The sequence below is a fragment of the Massilia sp. 05N420 genome (genome assembly GCF_056397205.1).
Map to the genome: position 1 here is coordinate 218,024 of NZ_JBFTMX010000016.1, position 14,463 is coordinate 232,486.

Sequence of the window (14,463 nt, forward strand, 5' to 3'; positions counted from 1 at the left end):
CCGCTATCGTCCGATCCGCATATTGATGGGCCAGCGCACGGGCCGCCTGCGGTTCGGGTCGCCCCAGGCCGCACCGATATCGTTGGCGAAGGCGATCAGCAGGTCTTCCCGTCCCGCTTCCATGGCGCTGCGCACGGCCGACCAGGTGGTCAGATAGCCGAGGAATTCGGACAGGTGCCAGTCGAGGCGGATCTCCAGCGCGGGCGGCGCCAGTTCCTCGAAGGGGAAGGCGATGGTGGCGTAGCCGCTGTCGACCAGCTTGCGCTCCGGCGGCCAGTAGGGCCCGATCTCGTCCCAATAGAACTTCTGGAAGCGCTCGTCGAGTTCCGCTTCGAGTTTCATCACGCCATAGCTGACCAGGGCCACGGCCGCACCCGGCCTGGCGATCCGGCGCACCTCGCGGTAGAAGGCCGGCAGGTCGAACCAGTGCGCGGCCTGGGCCGCGGTAATCAGGCTGGCGCTGGCATCAAGCAGGGGAAGCTGCTCGGCCGGCGCGCAGCGGTATGCGATGCGCTCGTTCGGGATGGCGTTCGCGATCTGGTCGGCGCTCGGGTCGAGCCCGACCACTTTATTGAACCAGGGCGCCAGAAGCTGGGTCAGTTGACCATTGCCGCAGCCGACGTCGACGGCGGTGTCGTGGTCCGGCGCCAGCGAGGCCAGCCAGGCCGCGAGCTCGCGCGGGTATTCGGGGCGGAAGCGGGCGTAGGCGCGGCCACCCTGGTCGAACCAGTTGCGTGCCGGTGGATTAGTCATTGGCGTTCTCTCCTTGTAGTTCGGTTGTCGCGGCCATCACGCGGGACGCGAAGCCTTCGCGCTCCAGGGCTCCGGCGGCGGCCTCCAGCACCCGCCTGAGCGGATAGCCGATTTCCTGTTCCAGGCGGTCGATGGCGGCGAAGGTCGCGGTCCAGTGCCGTTCCAGCTTGCGGACCAGGGCGCGGCCCGCCGCGGTGAGCCGGATGCCGGTCTTGCGCCCGTCGTCGAGGGCGTGGCGTGACACGAGTCCGTCGCCGTCCAGCAGGGCGACGGTCTGGCTGATCGCGCCTTGCGTCAGGCGGGTGCTTTCGGTGATGTCGGTGACGGTGCGGGCGCCGGCATGTAGGGCGCGCAATACCGGTGTGTAGCGCGCCCGGTAATTCAGGCGCATGGCACGGTAATGCTCCTCGGCGCCCTGTTCGACGAGGTCGTTGACGTAGCGGAGCAGTTCGCCGAGTCCGGGATTCTGTCTGGTATCCATGCGCCCGATAATACATTAGCGCTAATGCAAATTCAACGGATGCGGGAAGTCCATCGCATGCAGGCCGAGGATGGGAGCGTAAACGACAAAGCCCCGCTGGCTGGCGGGGCTCTGCGAGGAATTCTGTGGTCGGGGTGAGAGGATTCGAACCTCCGGCCTCTACGTCCCGAACGTAGCGCTCTACCGGGCTAAGCTACACCCCGACGGTAGGGTATCTCTAATACAGCGCGAGGCTGCAGAAAGAAAGGAGAATGGTCGGGGTGAGAGGATTCGAACCTCCGGCCTCTACGTCCCGAACGTAGCGCTCTACCGGGCTAAGCTACACCCCGACTGGTTTGAGATCCGTCGCCGAATCTCGGGAAGGCATTACTATAGTTGCCTCAGTGGTTCCTGTCAACTGCGAAGCTGCACAGCTGGAGCAGGCTTTGCTTGTATTCGCTCTCCGGCAGGTCGGCGATGGCGGCGGCTGCGCGCTCGGCGGCGGCTTCGGCTTCGCGGCGCGTATAGTCGAGCGCGCCGCTGGTGGTGACGGCCGACAGCACGGCGTCGAAATGGGTCTCGTCGCCCTGTTCGATGCAGCTGCGGATCAGTTCGCGCTGCTCGGCGCTGCCGTTTTCCATCACGTAGATCAGGGGCAGGGTGGGCTTGCCTTCGCGCAGGTCGTCGCCGACGTTCTTGCCGATCTCGGCGGCGTCGCCGGCATAGTCGAGCACGTCGTCGATCAGCTGGAAGGCGGTGCCCAGCGAGCGGCCGTACTCGCCGGCGGCGTCGATCTGGGCATCGTTGGCGCCGGCCACCAGGGCGCCGAGCTGGGCGGCGGCCTCGAACAGCTTGGCGGTCTTGGAGCGGATCACGGTCAGGTAGCTTTCCTGGGTGACGTCCGGATCGTGCATGTTCAGCAGCTGCAGGACTTCACCCTCGGCGATGACGGTGGTGGCGCGCGACAGGATTTCCATCACGCGCATGTTGTCCAGGCTGGTCATCATCTCGAAGGCGCGCGAGTACAGGTAGTCGCCGACCAGCACCGAGGCGGCGTTGCCGAACATCGCGTTGGCGGTCTGGCGGCCGCGGCGCATCGAGGATTCGTCGACCACGTCGTCGTGCAGCAGGGTCGCGGTGTGGATGAATTCCACGACGGCGGCCAGTTCGTGATGGCCGGCGCCCTTGTAGCCGTAGGCGTTGGCCAGCAGTAACACCAGTACCGGACGGATCCGCTTGCCGCCGGCGCTGATGATGTATTCGGCGATCTGGTTCACCAGTGCGACGTCCGACTGAAGCCGCTGTCGGATCACGCCGTTGACGGCCTCCATGTCGGTTGCGATCGTGCGGGTGATGGGGTTCTGTTGGGCGGTATTGGTGGCGGCGGACAAGGCGGACCTGCGTGACGTTGTGGGCGGTGTGGATGTGATAAGTGGCGCGATTATACGATAAGCAAGCAAAACTCGCGCTTTTTCACATCGGTTTGGCCGGGAGGAGGCCTTTGCCACGTGCGGCTGTGGAAGCGGCATGAGGTTTCGCTGCCACAGCAGTTTTGACGCCCTGCACCAAATTATGTATAATCCTCTGTTCCCCGAATCCTGGGCACGCTGTACGCCGGGTTCGCTGGAATTTCTTTAAACAATTAATGAGGTTTCAAATCATGTACGCGGTCATAAAAACCGGTGGCAAGCAATACAAAGTTGTCGCTGGCGAAAAACTCAAAGTAGAACAGATACCGGCAGACATTGGTTCCGAACTCACTATCGATCAGGTTCTCGCCGTCGGCGAGGGCGAGAGCATCAAGTTTGGTGCTCCGCTGGTGGAAGGTGCTTCGGTTCGCGTGACTGTTGTTTCGCACGGTCGTCACGACAAAGTGCGTATCTTCAAGATGCGTCGTCGTAAGCACTACCAGAAGCGTCAGGGCCATCGCCAGAACTACACCGAAATCCAAGTGGTTGCGATCAACGGCTAATTGCCGCGCGTCCTCATCAGTCATCAAGGAGCATCTAAATGGCACACAAAAAAGGCGGCGGTACTACCCGCAACGGCCGTGACTCAGAAAGCAAACGCCTTGGCGTGAAAGTCTACGGCGGCCAGTCGATCAACGCAGGCGGCATCATCATGCGTCAGCGCGGCACCACCATCCGTCCGGGCACCAACGTTGGCCTGGGCAAGGACCACACCCTGTTCGCCCTGGTGAACGGTACCGTGAAGTTCGTCAAGCAAGGCGTCGGCTCGAAGCAGTACGTGACCGTCGTTGCTGCTGAAGCAGTCGCTGCTTAAATAAAGCGGCCAGCGGAACCTCGCTCTGGCAAGGTTCCGCGACGTGAGGCGCAAGCCTTGCAATCGATAGGCTCTGCCCTCAGGTAGGGCCTTTTTAATTTCTGGCGTTGTCACCGTTAAGTGCGGATCCATGGGCCCATCTTGTGGCACATTTAACAGTGACATAGCCCTCAGTTTTGGTGGTTCATCATGAAGTTTATCGACGAAGCAAGAATCGAAGTCATCGGCGGTGACGGCGGCAACGGCTGCGCCTCGTTCCGACGCGAGAAATTCCGTCCCTTCGGCGGTCCGGACGGCGGCGACGGCGGCCGCGGCGGCTCGATCTGGGCGATCGCCGACCGCAACGTCAACACGCTGGTCGATTTCCGTTTCTCCAAGGTCCACACGGCGCGCAACGGCGAACCGGGCCGCGGCTCCGACTGCTACGGCAAGGGCGCCGAGGATGTCTACCTGCGCATGCCGGTCGGCACCCTGATCATCGACGATAACAATGGCGAGATCATCGCCGACCTTACCGAACACGAGCAGGTCGAACTGCTGGCCAAGGGTGGCGAGGGTGGCTGGGGCAACATCCACTTCAAGACCTCGACCAACCGCGCGCCGCGCCAGAAGACCGAAGGCAAGGAAGGCGAGCGCCGCGCGCTGCGCCTCGAGCTGAAGGTGCTGGCCGACGTCGGCCTGCTGGGCATGCCGAACGCCGGCAAGTCGACCTTCATCACCGCCGTGTCGAACGCGCGTCCGAAGATCGCCGACTATCCGTTCACGACCCTGCATCCGAACCTCGGCGTGGTGCGCGTCTCGCACGCGAAGAGCTTCGTGATCGCCGACATCCCGGGCCTGATCGAAGGCGCGGCGGAAGGCGCCGGCCTGGGTCACCAGTTCCTGCGCCACCTGAGCCGCACCGGCCTGCTGCTGCACATCGTCGACTTTGCGCCGGCGGACGGCAAGAGCGACCCGGTCAAGGACACCAAGGCCCTGGTCAAGGAACTCGAGAAGTACGACGAGGAACTGGTCAACAAACCGCGCTGGCTGGTACTGAACAAGCTGGACGTGGTGCCGGAAGACGAGCGCAAGAAGCTGGTCAAGGACTTCGTCAAGAAACTGGCCTGGAAGGGCCCGGTGTTCGAGATCTCGGCCCTGAACCGCGAAGGCTGCGAAGACCTCATCCACGCGATCTACCAGTACCTGGAAGAGAAGCGCCACGCGGAACAACGCTCGGAAGAAAAGCAGATGACCGAGGAAGCGCGCGGCATCTCGTCCATCGATCCGGACGATCCCCGCTTCAAGATCCTCGAAGACTGATTTGGCACTAAGCCCGTCGCGCCGCCTCCACCTGCGCAGCCAGCTGCTGCAGGTGACTGCCGTGGCCAGTTCGCTGGCCGCGCTGTCGGCATTGCTCGATCCGGACCGGATCGCCAACGCGCTGGGCCTGTTTCTCGTCGGCGTGAACGGCTACAGCCAGTTCTACGCCATCTATGTCGGAGTGCGCCTCGCCACCGCGGGRCTGGCTCTGCTGGCGGCCAGGCGGGGCGACCAGCCCATCCTCGGCGACCTCGCAGCATTATTCATCCTGGCGCAGCCGCTCGGCCGCATCGTCGCGTCCTTCGCGATCGGCCTGCCCCAGGGCTCATTGTTCGTCGTTAGCGGGATCGAGCTGCTGGTCGGCCTGGCGCTGCTGCTGCTCCGCCCGCACGGAAAGCTTCTGTCGCCATGAATCCTGCCACCTCCGTCATCCAACAGGCCGCCCGCATCATCGTCAAGGTCGGCTCCTCGCTCGTCACCAACGAAGGCCGCGGCCTCGATAACGCCGCCATCGCGCGCTGGGCCGCGCAGATCGCCTCGCTGCGCACCCTCGGCAAGGAAGTCGTGCTGGTGTCTTCCGGCGCGATCGCCGAAGGCATGCTGCGCCTCGGCTTTTCCGCGCGCCCGACCGACATCCACGAACTGCAGGCCTGCGCCGCCTGCGGCCAGATGGGCCTGGCCCAGATCTACGAAACCAGCTTCGCCACCCACGGCGTCAAGACCGCCCAGGTGCTGCTGACCCACGCCGACCTGGCCGACCGCGAACGCTATTTGAATGCGCGCTCCACCTTGACCACGTTGCTGCGCCTGGGCGTGGTCCCGATCATCAACGAGAACGACACCGTGGTCACCGACGAGATCAAGTTCGGCGACAACGACACCCTCGGCGCCCTGGTCGCCAACCTGATCGAGGCCGATGCCCTGGTCATCCTGACCGACCAGAAGGGTTTGTATTCGGCCGATCCGCGCAAGGACCCGTCCGCGAAGCTGATCCAGGAAGCCGAAGCCGGCGACACCACGCTCGAAGCGATGGCCGGCGGCGCCGGCAGCAGCATCGGCCGCGGCGGGATGCTGACCAAGGTGCTGGCCGCCAAGCGCGCCGCGCGTTCGGGCGCGCATACCGTGATCGCCTGGGGCAGGGAAGACAATGTGCTGGTGCGCCTGGCCGGCGGCGAGGCGATCGGCACCCAGCTGCTGGCGCCGACCGCGCGCCTGACCGCGCGCCGCCAGTGGATGGTCGACCACCTGCACACGGCCGGCGAACTGGTGCTGGATGCCGGCGCCGTGCAGAAACTGGTGAAGGAAGGGAAGTCGTTGCTGCCGATCGGCGTGTCCGCCGTGCGCGGCGAATTCGGGCGCGGCGCCCTCGTCTCCTGCGTGAACGAAGACGGCGCCGAGATCGCGCGCGGGCTGACCAACTACACCGCTTCCGAAGTGAAGCGCATCATGCGCCATGCCTCGTCCGAGATCGAGTCTATCCTCGGTTATGTCGAGGCGCCGGAGCTGGTGCACCGGGATAACCTGGTGCTGCTCTGACAGTCAGCGGCGCAGCAGCGCCGCGTGATTGAGCTCGACCTGGTCTTCCGCTGCGCGGAAAGTGAAGCGCAGGCCCTGTACCACCTGCTTCTGCGGCAGCTGCTGTTCGAAGCAGGTCTGCTCGACACCCGGCGCCGGCGCCGGCATACGTCCCTCCCAGGCCTTGTGCCAGCCGCCGTTCCCATCCTGCACTTCGACCAGCGCCAGGTCGCGTGCGCCCATCCCGTTCATCGCGGCATGGATCGTGTCGGTGGCGACCGGTTGGTCGAAGCTCACGCTCATCCGGCGCGCCGGACTGCCTTCGACGGCGACGCCGTTCGCCTCCACCCAGCGGCCCTGCGCGGCCGTCTTGCCCGCCTGTTGGCAGTCCAGTGCCGGCGCCACGCCGTAGCGAACGCCGGTGGCGGCCTGCGTCGCCGCCGTGCAGCTCAGGGTCATCAACACCAGCATCAACCGGGCGCGCGCACGTGTCATGAAATGCTCAGGCATGGTGTCCTCCTTAATTCGATTTGAAGATCGCGGCATCGGCCAGGATCACCGCTTCGTCGCTGCGGCGGAAAGTGTAGCGCAGCGCCGCCACCTGGCGCGCACCGCCCAGGTCCTGCTGCAGCCACACGTAGCCGCAGCCGGCCGGCGCTTCGTGGACGCCGACCGGCGTGAGCCCGGTCCACTTGCCCTCGGCGTCGCGGATTTCCACCTTGTCGAGCGCGGCGAGCGCCGCGCGGTTCAGTCCCGCGCGCACCGCGCTGGCGGTGGCCGGAGCATCGAACAGCTCGACGAAGGTGGAAGGCCGGCCGGGTTCCGGCATTGCCCTGGGTGCGATCAGCCAGCTGCCCTGCGGCGCCCGCGCAGCCGTTCCCAGCGTGCACGCCGGCGGCAGTGCGGACAGCGTGGCACGCAGGGTTTCGGCATTGCGGCGGGCGGTCTCGATATCGTGGACAGGATCCTGTGCGGGAGCCGTCCTGCTGCACGCGCAGGCCAGGGACAGGCAGGCAAGCAGCAGGGCCGGACGGTAAATATCGTTCATGGTCGTGCCTCGTGGCAGACCACGCACAGCTTGTTGCCGTCGGGGTCGCGGAAATAGGCGCCGTAATAATTGGCGTGGTAGTCGGGGCGCAGTCCCGGGGCGCCGGCGCAGCTGCCGCCGTGGGCGAGCGCGAGGGCATGGGCGCGGTCGACGGTGGCACGGTCCGGGGCAAGAAAAGCCGTCATCTGGCCGTTGCCGGCGGCGTGCTCGCCCTCGAAGGGCGCGCCGACCAGGAACAGCGGCCGCGGCTGGCCCGGCAGTTGCCAGCCGGCCCAGGGACGGGAGCGGTCGCAGAAGCGCTGCGTGATGGCGAGCCGGGACATCAGCGGTTCGTAGAAGGCGAGGGAGCGGTCGAAGTCGGCCGTGCCGACGAATACATGAGAAAACATGTTGCAAGACTAACAGTTTATGAGCGGCGAATGTGCGTGGATTGTTGCATCCCGGGAATCAGGAAACTGGTGCAGAGAGCTTGAGTCGGCATCGTTCGAGTATTTTTATTGCGACAACATGGAAATAAAGATTGCTAGTTAATGGATGCTTCGTGCTACATTATCTCGAAATCAAGAACATCCACGGGAAGGATAGCCATGCAGGAATTGAACCTCGCCTCACAGTTGCTGGAGGGCGGCACCGGCATCGTCGTGATCGGCGCCCTGTCCGTGCTGGCACTGGCCGTGTCGCTCGAGCGCTTCGCCAACTTCCGTGCGGCCAGGGTGGCGCCGCAGGCGCTGGCCGACGAAGCCCTCGACCTGTGGCGCGCCGGCGATTACCCGGCCCTGGCGGCACTCGCCGGCGCAAGCCGCAGCAGCCTGGCGCGGGTACTGGAATTCATGGCCGGCCATTCGCGCCTGCCGGTCGAGACCCTGTCGGCGCGCTCCGCCGAGATCGCGTCCACCGAGCTGCGCCTGCAGCAGCAGAAGGCGTATGCGCTGAACGTGGTGGCCACCATCGCGCCCATCGTCGGCCTGCTGGGCACCGTGATCGGCATGATCGAAGCCTTCCACGTGATCGCCTTCAACGGCATGGGCGATCCGACCCTGCTGGCCGGCGGCATCTCGAAGGCGCTGGTCAACACCGCGGCCGGGCTGTCGGTGGCGCTGCCCGCGCTGGCGATGCATCACTTCTTCCGCAACCGCATGGTCAATATCGGCATCACGCTCGAACGCCAGCTGGGAAGGCTGCTGGACGAGACCCGCGTGCGGGAGCACATGGGGGAGGAATACCGTGCGCATTGACCTCGGCGGCGACGAGCAGCCCGAGATCGGCCTGATCGCGCTGATCGACTGCATCTTCTTCCTGCTGATGTTCTTCATGGTCGCGACCTCGTTCAAGCAAAAGGAGCAGCAGCACAAGGACAAGCCGCTGCCGATCCAGCTGCCGCGCGCCAGTGCGACGCCGGTGCGCGCCCTGGCGGCGCCGGATCCGCTGGTGATCCGGGTCGACCAGGCCGGCGTCGTCTCGATCGGCGGAGAAGGCATGGGCGCCGAAGCCCTGCACGAGCGCCTGCGCGAGGAGGCGCGGCGCCAGCCGGGACGCCCGGTGCGCATCGAGGGCGACGGCCGCGTGCATTACCAGAGCATCGTCCGCGTGCTGGACCTGTGCCAGTTCGAGGGCCTGACGAATATCGCGATGCTGACGCGGCGGCAGTAGATGGAAGCCCTGGCCGATCCGAAGCTCGAGCGTGCGAGCCTGCGGCAGCTGGCGATGCGCCGGCCCTGGTTGCCGCTGTCGGCCGCCGCGCATGGCGTGCTGCTGCTTGCCCTGATCGGCGCCGGCCCGGTGCGCGTGGAACTCAGGCGCGACGAAGGCTTGCGCGCGCAGGTGGACGAATCGCTGCGGCAGACCGCGCGCCGCGAGATGCAGCGCCAGTTGCGGAGCATGGAAGAGATCCGGGACGCGCTCGAGAGCAGCAGCGGACGCGCACCCGCCGGAGAGGGCAGGCAGGGCGGGGCCAGGGGCGCGCCGCCGGCCAGCGATCCGGCCCAGCGGGCGCGCCAGCTGATGGAGGCGATCGGGAAGGTGCAGCAGGAAGTGCGCGCCGCCGAGATGGCGCGTGTGCTGGGCATTCCCGAAAACGAGGCGCTCAGGCGCGTGCAGGCCGAGGAGGCGGGCAAGCCGAAGGCGGCGCTGCCCAAGGGCCGGCCGGAAGCGGTGGTGGCAAAGCTGGCCGCCGACGCCAGGGCCGCGTTGGCGCAGCGCCGCGCCCAGCTGATGGCGCAGCAGCAGGGCGTCAAGCTGAGCCAGCAGGGGCAACAGCGTGGCCCGGGCAGCCGCGGCGGCCAGGGTGGGCAGACCGGCCAGCTCGCGAAGACCGCCGAGGCCGGGCAGGGCGGGCTGGGGGCCATGAACGGCGGCGTCGCCACCAACGGTCCGGGCGGCCAGTCGGCGTCGATGGGCGGCCGGCTCGACGCCCTGGCCAGCGGCCTCGGGATGAACACGCCGAGTGCGCTGGCCGGCAGCAGCCTGGACATGTCGAGCGAAGGCTTCAGCGACCAGCGCCGCTACGGCGAATTCCTCGCGCCGCCGGTCGTCGACGCGGCCACGGTGCGCACCGGCGCCGGCCGCACGCTGGGCCGCGGCGGCAGCTACGCCAACCGCATCTACCTGAATACCTGGTACGTGATCGGTCCCTTCGCCGGCCGCGGACGCGACAGCATCGAGGCCGTCTATCCGCCCGAGCGCGGCGTCGACCTGGACGCGGTCTACTACGGCAAGAACGACGAACCGGTGCGCTGGATCTGGCAGCAGGACACCGACTATCCCTTCGTGCCGCGCCCGCGCGCCGAGAGCGCGGTCTACTACGCCTACACCGAGGTCATGGTCGAGGAGGACACCGACATGTGGATGCACATCGGCGGGGACGACGACACCAGGCTGTGGTTCAACGACCACCTGGTCTGGAACAGCGGCGACGGCGACAAGCCCTGGTACCGCCAGCCCTACACCACGCTGGACACGCAGATGGCGCTGTTGAACCTGACCGAAGGCCAGCGCAAGCTGCACTTCCACAAGGGCCGCAACACGATCCTGCTGAAGCTCTACAACGGCACGAACCTGATGTTCTTTTCCGTCGTTCTCACGCCAGCATGATGCTGTAGACTCGAGGGCCATGGAAAATACTTCGCCCCTCGCCGTCGTCCAGGCCCAATTGGACGCCTTCAACGCCAAGGACATCGATGCCCTGATGCGCACCTATGCGCCGGACGCCGAGCAGTTCGCGCTGCACGGCGAACGCCTGGCCAGGGGGCATGAAGAACTGCGGCCGCGCTACCTGGCGCGCTTTTCGGAGCCGGACCTGCATGCGCGCCTGCTGTCGCGCACCGCGATGGGAAACTTCGTGACCGACTTCGAACTCATCACCCGCAACTTCCCGGAAGGCCCGGGCACCCTCGAGATGCTGTGCATTTACGAGGTGATCGATGGACGCATCCGGCGCGCTTCGTTCGCGCCGGGCGCGATGACTCTCCTTACTCGCTGAGCGAAGGCACGGCGGCGGGCAGGAGGTTCTTCGGCGCCGGCGTCTTGTCCTTGAACTCGCACAGGTCGCTGATGATGCAGTTCCAGCACTTGGGCGTGCGCGCCACGCAGGTGTAGCGGCCGTGCAGGATCAGCCAGTGGTGGGCGTCCTGCAGGAATTCCTTCGGCACGAATTTGAGCAGCTTCTGCTCGACCACGTCGACGTTCTTGCCCGGCGCGATTCCGGTGCGGTTCGAGACGCGGAAGATGTGGGTATCGACCGCCATGGTCGGTTCGCCGAAGGCGGTGTTCAGCACCACGTTGGCGGTCTTGCGGCCCACGCCCGGCAGGGCTTCCAGCGCCTCGCGCTCGCGCGGCACTTCGCCGCCGTACTGGGTCACCAGGATCTCGCAGGTGGCGATCACGTTCTTGGCCTTGTTGTTGTACAGGCCGATGGTCGAGATATAGGTCTTCAGCTCGTCGAGGCCGAGGTCGAGGATGGCCTGCGGCGTGTTCGCTACCGGATACAGCCTGCGGGTGGCCTTGTTGACGCCGACGTCGGTGGACTGGGCCGACAGCAGCACCGCGATCAGCAGTTCGAAGGGCGTGCTGAATTCGAGTTCGGTGGTCGGATGCGGATTGGCGGCGCGAAAGCGCGTGAAGATCTCGTAGCGCTTGGTTGCGTTCATTCGGGTTTTCCTGCGGCCTTCTGGCGCGCGCGCTCGATGGCGGCGGCGATGATGGCACGCTTGCGCTCCTTCTCGGCCAGCTCTTCGGCGGTGTTGGTTTCTTCGGCGGTCACGGCGCGCATCTTTTCCAGGGCCTTGGCGGCCAGGCGCGCATCGTTTTCTTCTTTTTCGCGTTGCAGGCGCTCGGTGCGGAAGTCGTGGCGCGCACGCGCGGCGTCGGCCTGTTCCTGCGACCAGGCGTCCCAGCCGGTGCGCTCGCCGGTCACCGGAATCATCGCGATGCAGTCGACCGGGCAGGGCGCCACACACAGGTCGCAGCCGGTGCACAGGCTGGGCAGGATGGTGTGCATCTGCTTGGGCGCGCCGAGGATGGCGTCGACCGGGCAGGCCTGGATGCACAGGGTGCAGCCGATGCACAGGTTCTCGTCGATGAAGGCGACCGGGCGCGGACGCTCCAGGCCATTCGCGGGATTGATCGGGATGACGGGACGGCCCGTCAGCCGCGCCAGCCGCGCGACGCCCTCCATGCCGCCCGGCGGGCAGCGGTTGATGTCGGCCTCGCCGCTGGCGATCGCTTCCGCGTACGGACGGCAGGCGGGATAGCCGCACTTCGTACACTGCGTCTGCGGCAACAGGTCTTCAATCTGGTCGGCGAGGGTCTTCGTCACGATGGGTCGCGCAATTTTCTAAACCGCCATTATCCGATAAACGACCAGCCTTTGTCCTACATGGTTTCGTGAGGCAACGAACGGAGCAGTAGTTGTGGATGGTGGTCTACTGGACCCAGGCAATAAACTACTGGAGGGTCTTATGGAAAAGAAGCACCTCATCATTCCGGCATTGGTCACTGCACTGCTGAGCGCCAGCGCCGCGAGTTTTGCCCAGGACCGTTATCAAGGCGACCGTGACCGCAATGACCATGGCGACCGTTACAGCCAGCGCGACCGCAACGACGGCCGCCATGACGACAACCGCCGTGACGACGGCCGCCGTGACGACGGCCGCCGCGACCATGGATACGACAACCGCGGGGATGGCTACCAGGCCCGTGGCGGCGGCCGCGCCGGCAACGAAGGCTGGGGCGAGGAGCGCCGCTGGAACGGCGCCGGTCCGGACCACAGTTTCCGCCGCGGAGACCGCCTGCCCGAACGCTACCGCAACCACCAATATGTGGTGAACAATTATCGGGAACATCATTTGCGGCCGCCGCCGCGGGGCTATCACTGGGTGCAGACGGGTGGCGACTATGTGCTGGCGGCGATTGCCACCGGCGTGATCGCAGACCTGATCATCAATCACTGAAGCCGTGGGCTGCCCCCGCGTGGGGCGGCCCCGGCAGGTGACACACCGGAAGGGAAGCCATGCGCCGCAGACAGCCGCTCACAGCCTTGTCCATCGTCCTTGCCATGTGCACGTGTGCGCCCGCATGGGCCCAGCAGGATGCGCATGCTCGCCAGGAAATCGCCCACCTGCTCGATTTCGTCGCCCAGTCCGGCTGCCAGTTCAATCGCAACGGCAGCTGGCACGACAGCAAGGCGGCGCGCGACCATCTCCAGGACAAATACGCTTACCTGCAGCGCCGCAATCTGGTGCCGGACACCCGCGCCTTCATCGAACGCGCGGCCTCGGAGAGCAGTTTCACGCACCGGGCCTACCAGGTCCGCTGCGGAAATGGACAGCCGATCACCAGCGCGCAATGGCTGAACGCCGAGCTGGAGCGTTACCGGGCCGGCGAGCATAAATAGTCCATGTGGCATACGCTGACGGACTGGCTGCTCCATCCCGATACCCACCTGGCCGCCCTGGCTGCCAGCCATGGCATGGCGGTCTACCTGCTGCTGTTCGCCGTCATCTTCATCGAGACCGGGGTCGTGATCCTGCCTTTCCTGCCGGGCGACTCGATGCTGTTCGTGGCCGGCGCCTTCGCGGCCCAGGGCACCTTCAATCTTGCGATCCTGTTCCCGCTGCTGGCGCTGGCCGCCATCGCCGGCGACAGCGCCAACTACGCGGCGGGAGGCCTGGTGCGCAAGCGGGCCGTCGACACGCGGCGCCTGCCCTTCGTGAAACCCGAACACATCGACCGCACCCGCGCCTTTTTCGAGCGCCACGGTCCGAAGACCATCGTGCTGGCGCGCTTCGTGCCGGTGGTGCGCACCATGGCGCCTTTCGTGGCCGCGCTCGGCAGCATGGCTTATCGCCGCTTCTTTGCCTATAACGTGGCCGGCGGCCTGGTCTGGGTCGGCGCGCTGCTGGCCGCCGGGCGCTTGTTCGGCAATATCGCCTGGGTGCGCGAGCACCTGACCATGGTGCTGCTCGGGATCGTCGCCCTGTCGCTGGCGCCGGGCATCGCCGGCTGGTTGATGGAACGCGGGCGCGCGCCCGCGGAATGAAAAGGCGCTGTTCGCGCCAAGTGTGGAATCTTTTCTGCAAGCCTGCGGTCCAATGTCGACCTGAACCGTTGACGGAGGCCCCATGCAAGCACGGCAGTTCGAACAGTTCCTGCAACGCCTGTCCAGCCTGACCTGGCGCCAGCGCGACCGCCTGCTCGACCTGCTGCAATCGGCGGCCGGCCTCGACCGTGTACTCGAGATCGTCGAGCAGCCCGGCATGCCACTCTGCTGCCCGCACTGTCAGGCCGACAAACCCTATCGCCACGGCCATGCGCACGGACTGCAGCGCTACCGCTGCCGCAGTTGCCATCGCACCTTCAACCTGCTCAGCGGCACGCCGCTGGCCCGCCTGCGCCACAAGGCGCACTGGCTCGACTACCTCGGCTGCATGCTCGACTCCCGCAGCGTGCGCCGCTCGGCGCGCGAGATCGGCGTGGCGAGCGCGACCAGCTTTCGATGGCGTCACCGTTTCCTGGCCTTGAGCAAGGATGACCGCCCGCAGCGGCTGAGTGGGATCGCCGAAGCCGATGAGATGTATGTGCTCGAATCGCACAAGGGGTCCAGACA

At 66.0% G+C, this 14,463-nt stretch carries 21 protein-coding genes and 2 tRNA genes; 13 read left to right on the forward strand and 10 right to left on the reverse strand.

The annotated features are described in order from the left end of the window. Positions 1-3: 3 nt before the first annotated feature. The 5 genes from AC1DIX_RS13470 to ispB form a co-directional block, all read right to left on the reverse strand. Positions 4-753: a class I SAM-dependent methyltransferase gene (locus tag AC1DIX_RS13470; protein ID WP_477324895.1), complete on the reverse strand. Its 750-nt coding sequence runs from the start codon at positions 751-753 to the stop codon at positions 4-6. Continuing rightward, positions 746-1,234, reverse strand: coding sequence for a MarR family winged helix-turn-helix transcriptional regulator (locus tag AC1DIX_RS13475; protein ID WP_477324897.1), 489 nt, complete (start codon positions 1,232-1,234; stop codon positions 746-748). The genes AC1DIX_RS13470 and AC1DIX_RS13475 overlap by 8 nt, the downstream gene beginning before the upstream one ends. Before the next feature lie 126 nt (positions 1,235-1,360). Then, positions 1,361-1,437, reverse strand: a tRNA-Pro gene (locus AC1DIX_RS13480). 49 nt (positions 1,438-1,486) lie between these two features. Continuing rightward, positions 1,487-1,563: transfer RNA gene (locus AC1DIX_RS13485), tRNA-Pro, on the reverse strand. A 51-nt stretch (positions 1,564-1,614) separates the two neighbouring features. After that, entirely contained in the window at positions 1,615-2,604 is a 990-nt protein-coding gene (ispB, locus tag AC1DIX_RS13490) for an octaprenyl diphosphate synthase (protein ID WP_442122651.1), read from the reverse strand. Between the two features lie 269 nt (positions 2,605-2,873). Between ispB and rplU the strand changes: the two genes are divergently transcribed. The 5 genes from rplU (at position 2,874) to proB (ending at position 6,334) form a co-directional block, all read left to right on the forward strand. Continuing rightward, positions 2,874-3,185, forward strand: a complete 312-nt coding sequence (rplU, locus tag AC1DIX_RS13495; RefSeq protein ID WP_036230184.1) for a 50S ribosomal protein L21 — start codon at positions 2,874-2,876, stop codon at positions 3,183-3,185. 38 nt (positions 3,186-3,223) lie between these two features. Next, positions 3,224-3,496, forward strand: coding sequence for a 50S ribosomal protein L27 (rpmA, locus tag AC1DIX_RS13500; protein WP_047824517.1), 273 nt, complete (start codon positions 3,224-3,226; stop codon positions 3,494-3,496). Between the two features lie 189 nt (positions 3,497-3,685). Continuing rightward, a complete protein-coding gene (gene cgtA / locus AC1DIX_RS13505) occupies positions 3,686-4,798 on the forward strand; it encodes an Obg family GTPase CgtA (RefSeq protein ID WP_477324899.1) in 1,113 nt (370 codons plus the stop codon). Between the two features lies 1 nt (position 4,799). Continuing rightward, positions 4,800-5,210, forward strand: coding sequence for a hypothetical protein (locus tag AC1DIX_RS13510; RefSeq protein WP_477324901.1), 411 nt, complete (start codon positions 4,800-4,802; stop codon positions 5,208-5,210). Further along, complete coding sequence (gene proB / locus AC1DIX_RS13515; protein WP_477324903.1) at positions 5,207-6,334, forward strand: glutamate 5-kinase; 1,128 nt, start codon at positions 5,207-5,209, stop codon at positions 6,332-6,334. The genes AC1DIX_RS13510 and proB overlap by 4 nt, the downstream gene beginning before the upstream one ends. Positions 6,335-6,337: 3 nt before the next feature. On the opposite strand, the gene AC1DIX_RS13520 is transcribed toward proB, so the two are convergent. Genes AC1DIX_RS13520 through AC1DIX_RS13530 form a run of 3 tightly spaced genes read right to left on the reverse strand, consistent with a single transcriptional unit; the run spans position 6,338 to position 7,750 of the window. After that, positions 6,338-6,823 carry a hypothetical protein gene (locus tag AC1DIX_RS13520; RefSeq protein ID WP_477324905.1) on the reverse strand — a complete coding sequence of 162 codons (486 nt, stop codon included), beginning with the start codon at positions 6,821-6,823 and terminating at the stop codon, positions 6,338-6,340. A 10-nt stretch (positions 6,824-6,833) separates the two neighbouring features. Continuing rightward, positions 6,834-7,361 carry a hypothetical protein gene (locus AC1DIX_RS13525; RefSeq protein WP_477249893.1) on the reverse strand — a complete coding sequence of 176 codons (528 nt, stop codon included), beginning with the start codon at positions 7,359-7,361 and terminating at the stop codon, positions 6,834-6,836. Beyond that, on the reverse strand, positions 7,358-7,750 hold the full coding sequence (locus tag AC1DIX_RS13530) for a VOC family protein (protein WP_477324907.1): 393 nt from the start codon (positions 7,748-7,750) through the stop codon (positions 7,358-7,360). The genes AC1DIX_RS13525 and AC1DIX_RS13530 overlap by 4 nt, the downstream gene beginning before the upstream one ends. Before the next feature lie 198 nt (positions 7,751-7,948). Between AC1DIX_RS13530 and AC1DIX_RS13535 the strand changes: the two genes are divergently transcribed. The 4 genes from AC1DIX_RS13535 to AC1DIX_RS13550 are packed head-to-tail and all read left to right on the forward strand — an operon-like array spanning position 7,949 to position 10,839. Continuing rightward, entirely contained in the window at positions 7,949-8,596 is a 648-nt protein-coding gene (locus AC1DIX_RS13535) for a MotA/TolQ/ExbB proton channel family protein (protein WP_477324909.1), read from the forward strand. Next, positions 8,586-9,011 (forward strand): ExbD/TolR family protein, encoded by a 426-nt coding sequence (locus AC1DIX_RS13540; protein ID WP_477249888.1) that lies wholly within the window; start codon positions 8,586-8,588, stop codon positions 9,009-9,011. Before AC1DIX_RS13535 ends, AC1DIX_RS13540 begins: the two co-directional genes overlap by 11 nt. Beyond that, positions 9,012-10,451: a hypothetical protein gene (locus AC1DIX_RS13545; protein ID WP_477324911.1), complete on the forward strand. Its 1,440-nt coding sequence runs from the start codon at positions 9,012-9,014 to the stop codon at positions 10,449-10,451. Between the two features lie 19 nt (positions 10,452-10,470). Continuing rightward, on the forward strand, positions 10,471-10,839 hold the full coding sequence (locus AC1DIX_RS13550) for a nuclear transport factor 2 family protein (RefSeq protein WP_477249884.1): 369 nt from the start codon (positions 10,471-10,473) through the stop codon (positions 10,837-10,839). Here AC1DIX_RS13550 and nth read toward each other — a convergent pair. Both nth and rsxB read right to left on the reverse strand, forming a co-directional pair. Continuing rightward, positions 10,829-11,506: an endonuclease III gene (nth, locus tag AC1DIX_RS13555; RefSeq protein WP_477324913.1), complete on the reverse strand. Its 678-nt coding sequence runs from the start codon at positions 11,504-11,506 to the stop codon at positions 10,829-10,831. The two genes, AC1DIX_RS13550 and nth, sit on opposite strands and share 11 nt — an antisense overlap. Next, positions 11,503-12,174 carry an electron transport complex subunit RsxB gene (gene rsxB / locus AC1DIX_RS13560; RefSeq protein WP_442122663.1) on the reverse strand — a complete coding sequence of 224 codons (672 nt, stop codon included), beginning with the start codon at positions 12,172-12,174 and terminating at the stop codon, positions 11,503-11,505. The genes nth and rsxB overlap by 4 nt, the downstream gene beginning before the upstream one ends. A gap of 142 nt (positions 12,175-12,316) precedes the next feature. Between rsxB and AC1DIX_RS13565 the strand changes: the two genes are divergently transcribed. The 4 genes from AC1DIX_RS13565 to AC1DIX_RS13580 form a co-directional block, all read left to right on the forward strand. Continuing rightward, positions 12,317-12,808 (forward strand): RcnB family protein, encoded by a 492-nt coding sequence (locus tag AC1DIX_RS13565; protein WP_477324915.1) that lies wholly within the window; start codon positions 12,317-12,319, stop codon positions 12,806-12,808. A gap of 59 nt (positions 12,809-12,867) precedes the next feature. Beyond that, a complete protein-coding gene (locus tag AC1DIX_RS13570; RefSeq protein WP_477324917.1) occupies positions 12,868-13,251 on the forward strand; it encodes a YfeK family protein in 384 nt (127 codons plus the stop codon). Positions 13,252-13,254: 3 nt separating this feature from the next. Next, on the forward strand, positions 13,255-13,896 hold the full coding sequence (locus AC1DIX_RS13575) for a VTT domain-containing protein (RefSeq protein WP_477324919.1): 642 nt from the start codon (positions 13,255-13,257) through the stop codon (positions 13,894-13,896). Positions 13,897-13,978: 82 nt separating this feature from the next. After that, positions 13,979-14,463 (forward strand): transposase (locus AC1DIX_RS13580; RefSeq protein WP_477324921.1); only part of this gene is annotated, 485 nt, incomplete at its 3' end.

Coding starts and splice junctions, on each gene's coding strand:
- AC1DIX_RS13550 (WP_477249884.1), top strand. CDS start 10,471: ATGGAAAATACTTCGCCCCTCGCCGTCGTCCAGGCCCAATTGGACGCC.
- rpmA (WP_047824517.1), top strand. CDS start 3,224: ATGGCACACAAAAAAGGCGGCGGTACTACCCGCAACGGCCGTGACTCA.
- AC1DIX_RS13475 (WP_477324897.1), bottom strand. CDS start 1,234: ATGGATACCAGACAGAATCCCGGACTCGGCGAACTGCTCCGCTACGTC.
- rplU (WP_036230184.1), top strand. CDS start 2,874: ATGTACGCGGTCATAAAAACCGGTGGCAAGCAATACAAAGTTGTCGCT.
- AC1DIX_RS13535 (WP_477324909.1), top strand. CDS start 7,949: ATGCAGGAATTGAACCTCGCCTCACAGTTGCTGGAGGGCGGCACCGGC.
- cgtA (WP_477324899.1), top strand. CDS start 3,686: ATGAAGTTTATCGACGAAGCAAGAATCGAAGTCATCGGCGGTGACGGC.
- AC1DIX_RS13545 (WP_477324911.1), top strand. CDS start 9,012: ATGGAAGCCCTGGCCGATCCGAAGCTCGAGCGTGCGAGCCTGCGGCAG.
- AC1DIX_RS13570 (WP_477324917.1), top strand. CDS start 12,868: ATGCGCCGCAGACAGCCGCTCACAGCCTTGTCCATCGTCCTTGCCATG.
- proB (WP_477324903.1), top strand. CDS start 5,207: ATGAATCCTGCCACCTCCGTCATCCAACAGGCCGCCCGCATCATCGTC.
- nth (WP_477324913.1), bottom strand. CDS start 11,506: ATGAACGCAACCAAGCGCTACGAGATCTTCACGCGCTTTCGCGCCGCC.
- AC1DIX_RS13470 (WP_477324895.1), bottom strand. CDS start 753: ATGACTAATCCACCGGCACGCAACTGGTTCGACCAGGGTGGCCGCGCC.
- AC1DIX_RS13565 (WP_477324915.1), top strand. CDS start 12,317: ATGGAAAAGAAGCACCTCATCATTCCGGCATTGGTCACTGCACTGCTG.
- AC1DIX_RS13530 (WP_477324907.1), bottom strand. CDS start 7,750: ATGTTTTCTCATGTATTCGTCGGCACGGCCGACTTCGACCGCTCCCTC.
- AC1DIX_RS13575 (WP_477324919.1), top strand. CDS start 13,255: ATGTGGCATACGCTGACGGACTGGCTGCTCCATCCCGATACCCACCTG.
- AC1DIX_RS13525 (WP_477249893.1), bottom strand. CDS start 7,361: ATGAACGATATTTACCGTCCGGCCCTGCTGCTTGCCTGCCTGTCCCTG.
- AC1DIX_RS13520 (WP_477324905.1), bottom strand. CDS start 6,823: ATGCCTGAGCATTTCATGACACGTGCGCGCGCCCGGTTGATGCTGGTG.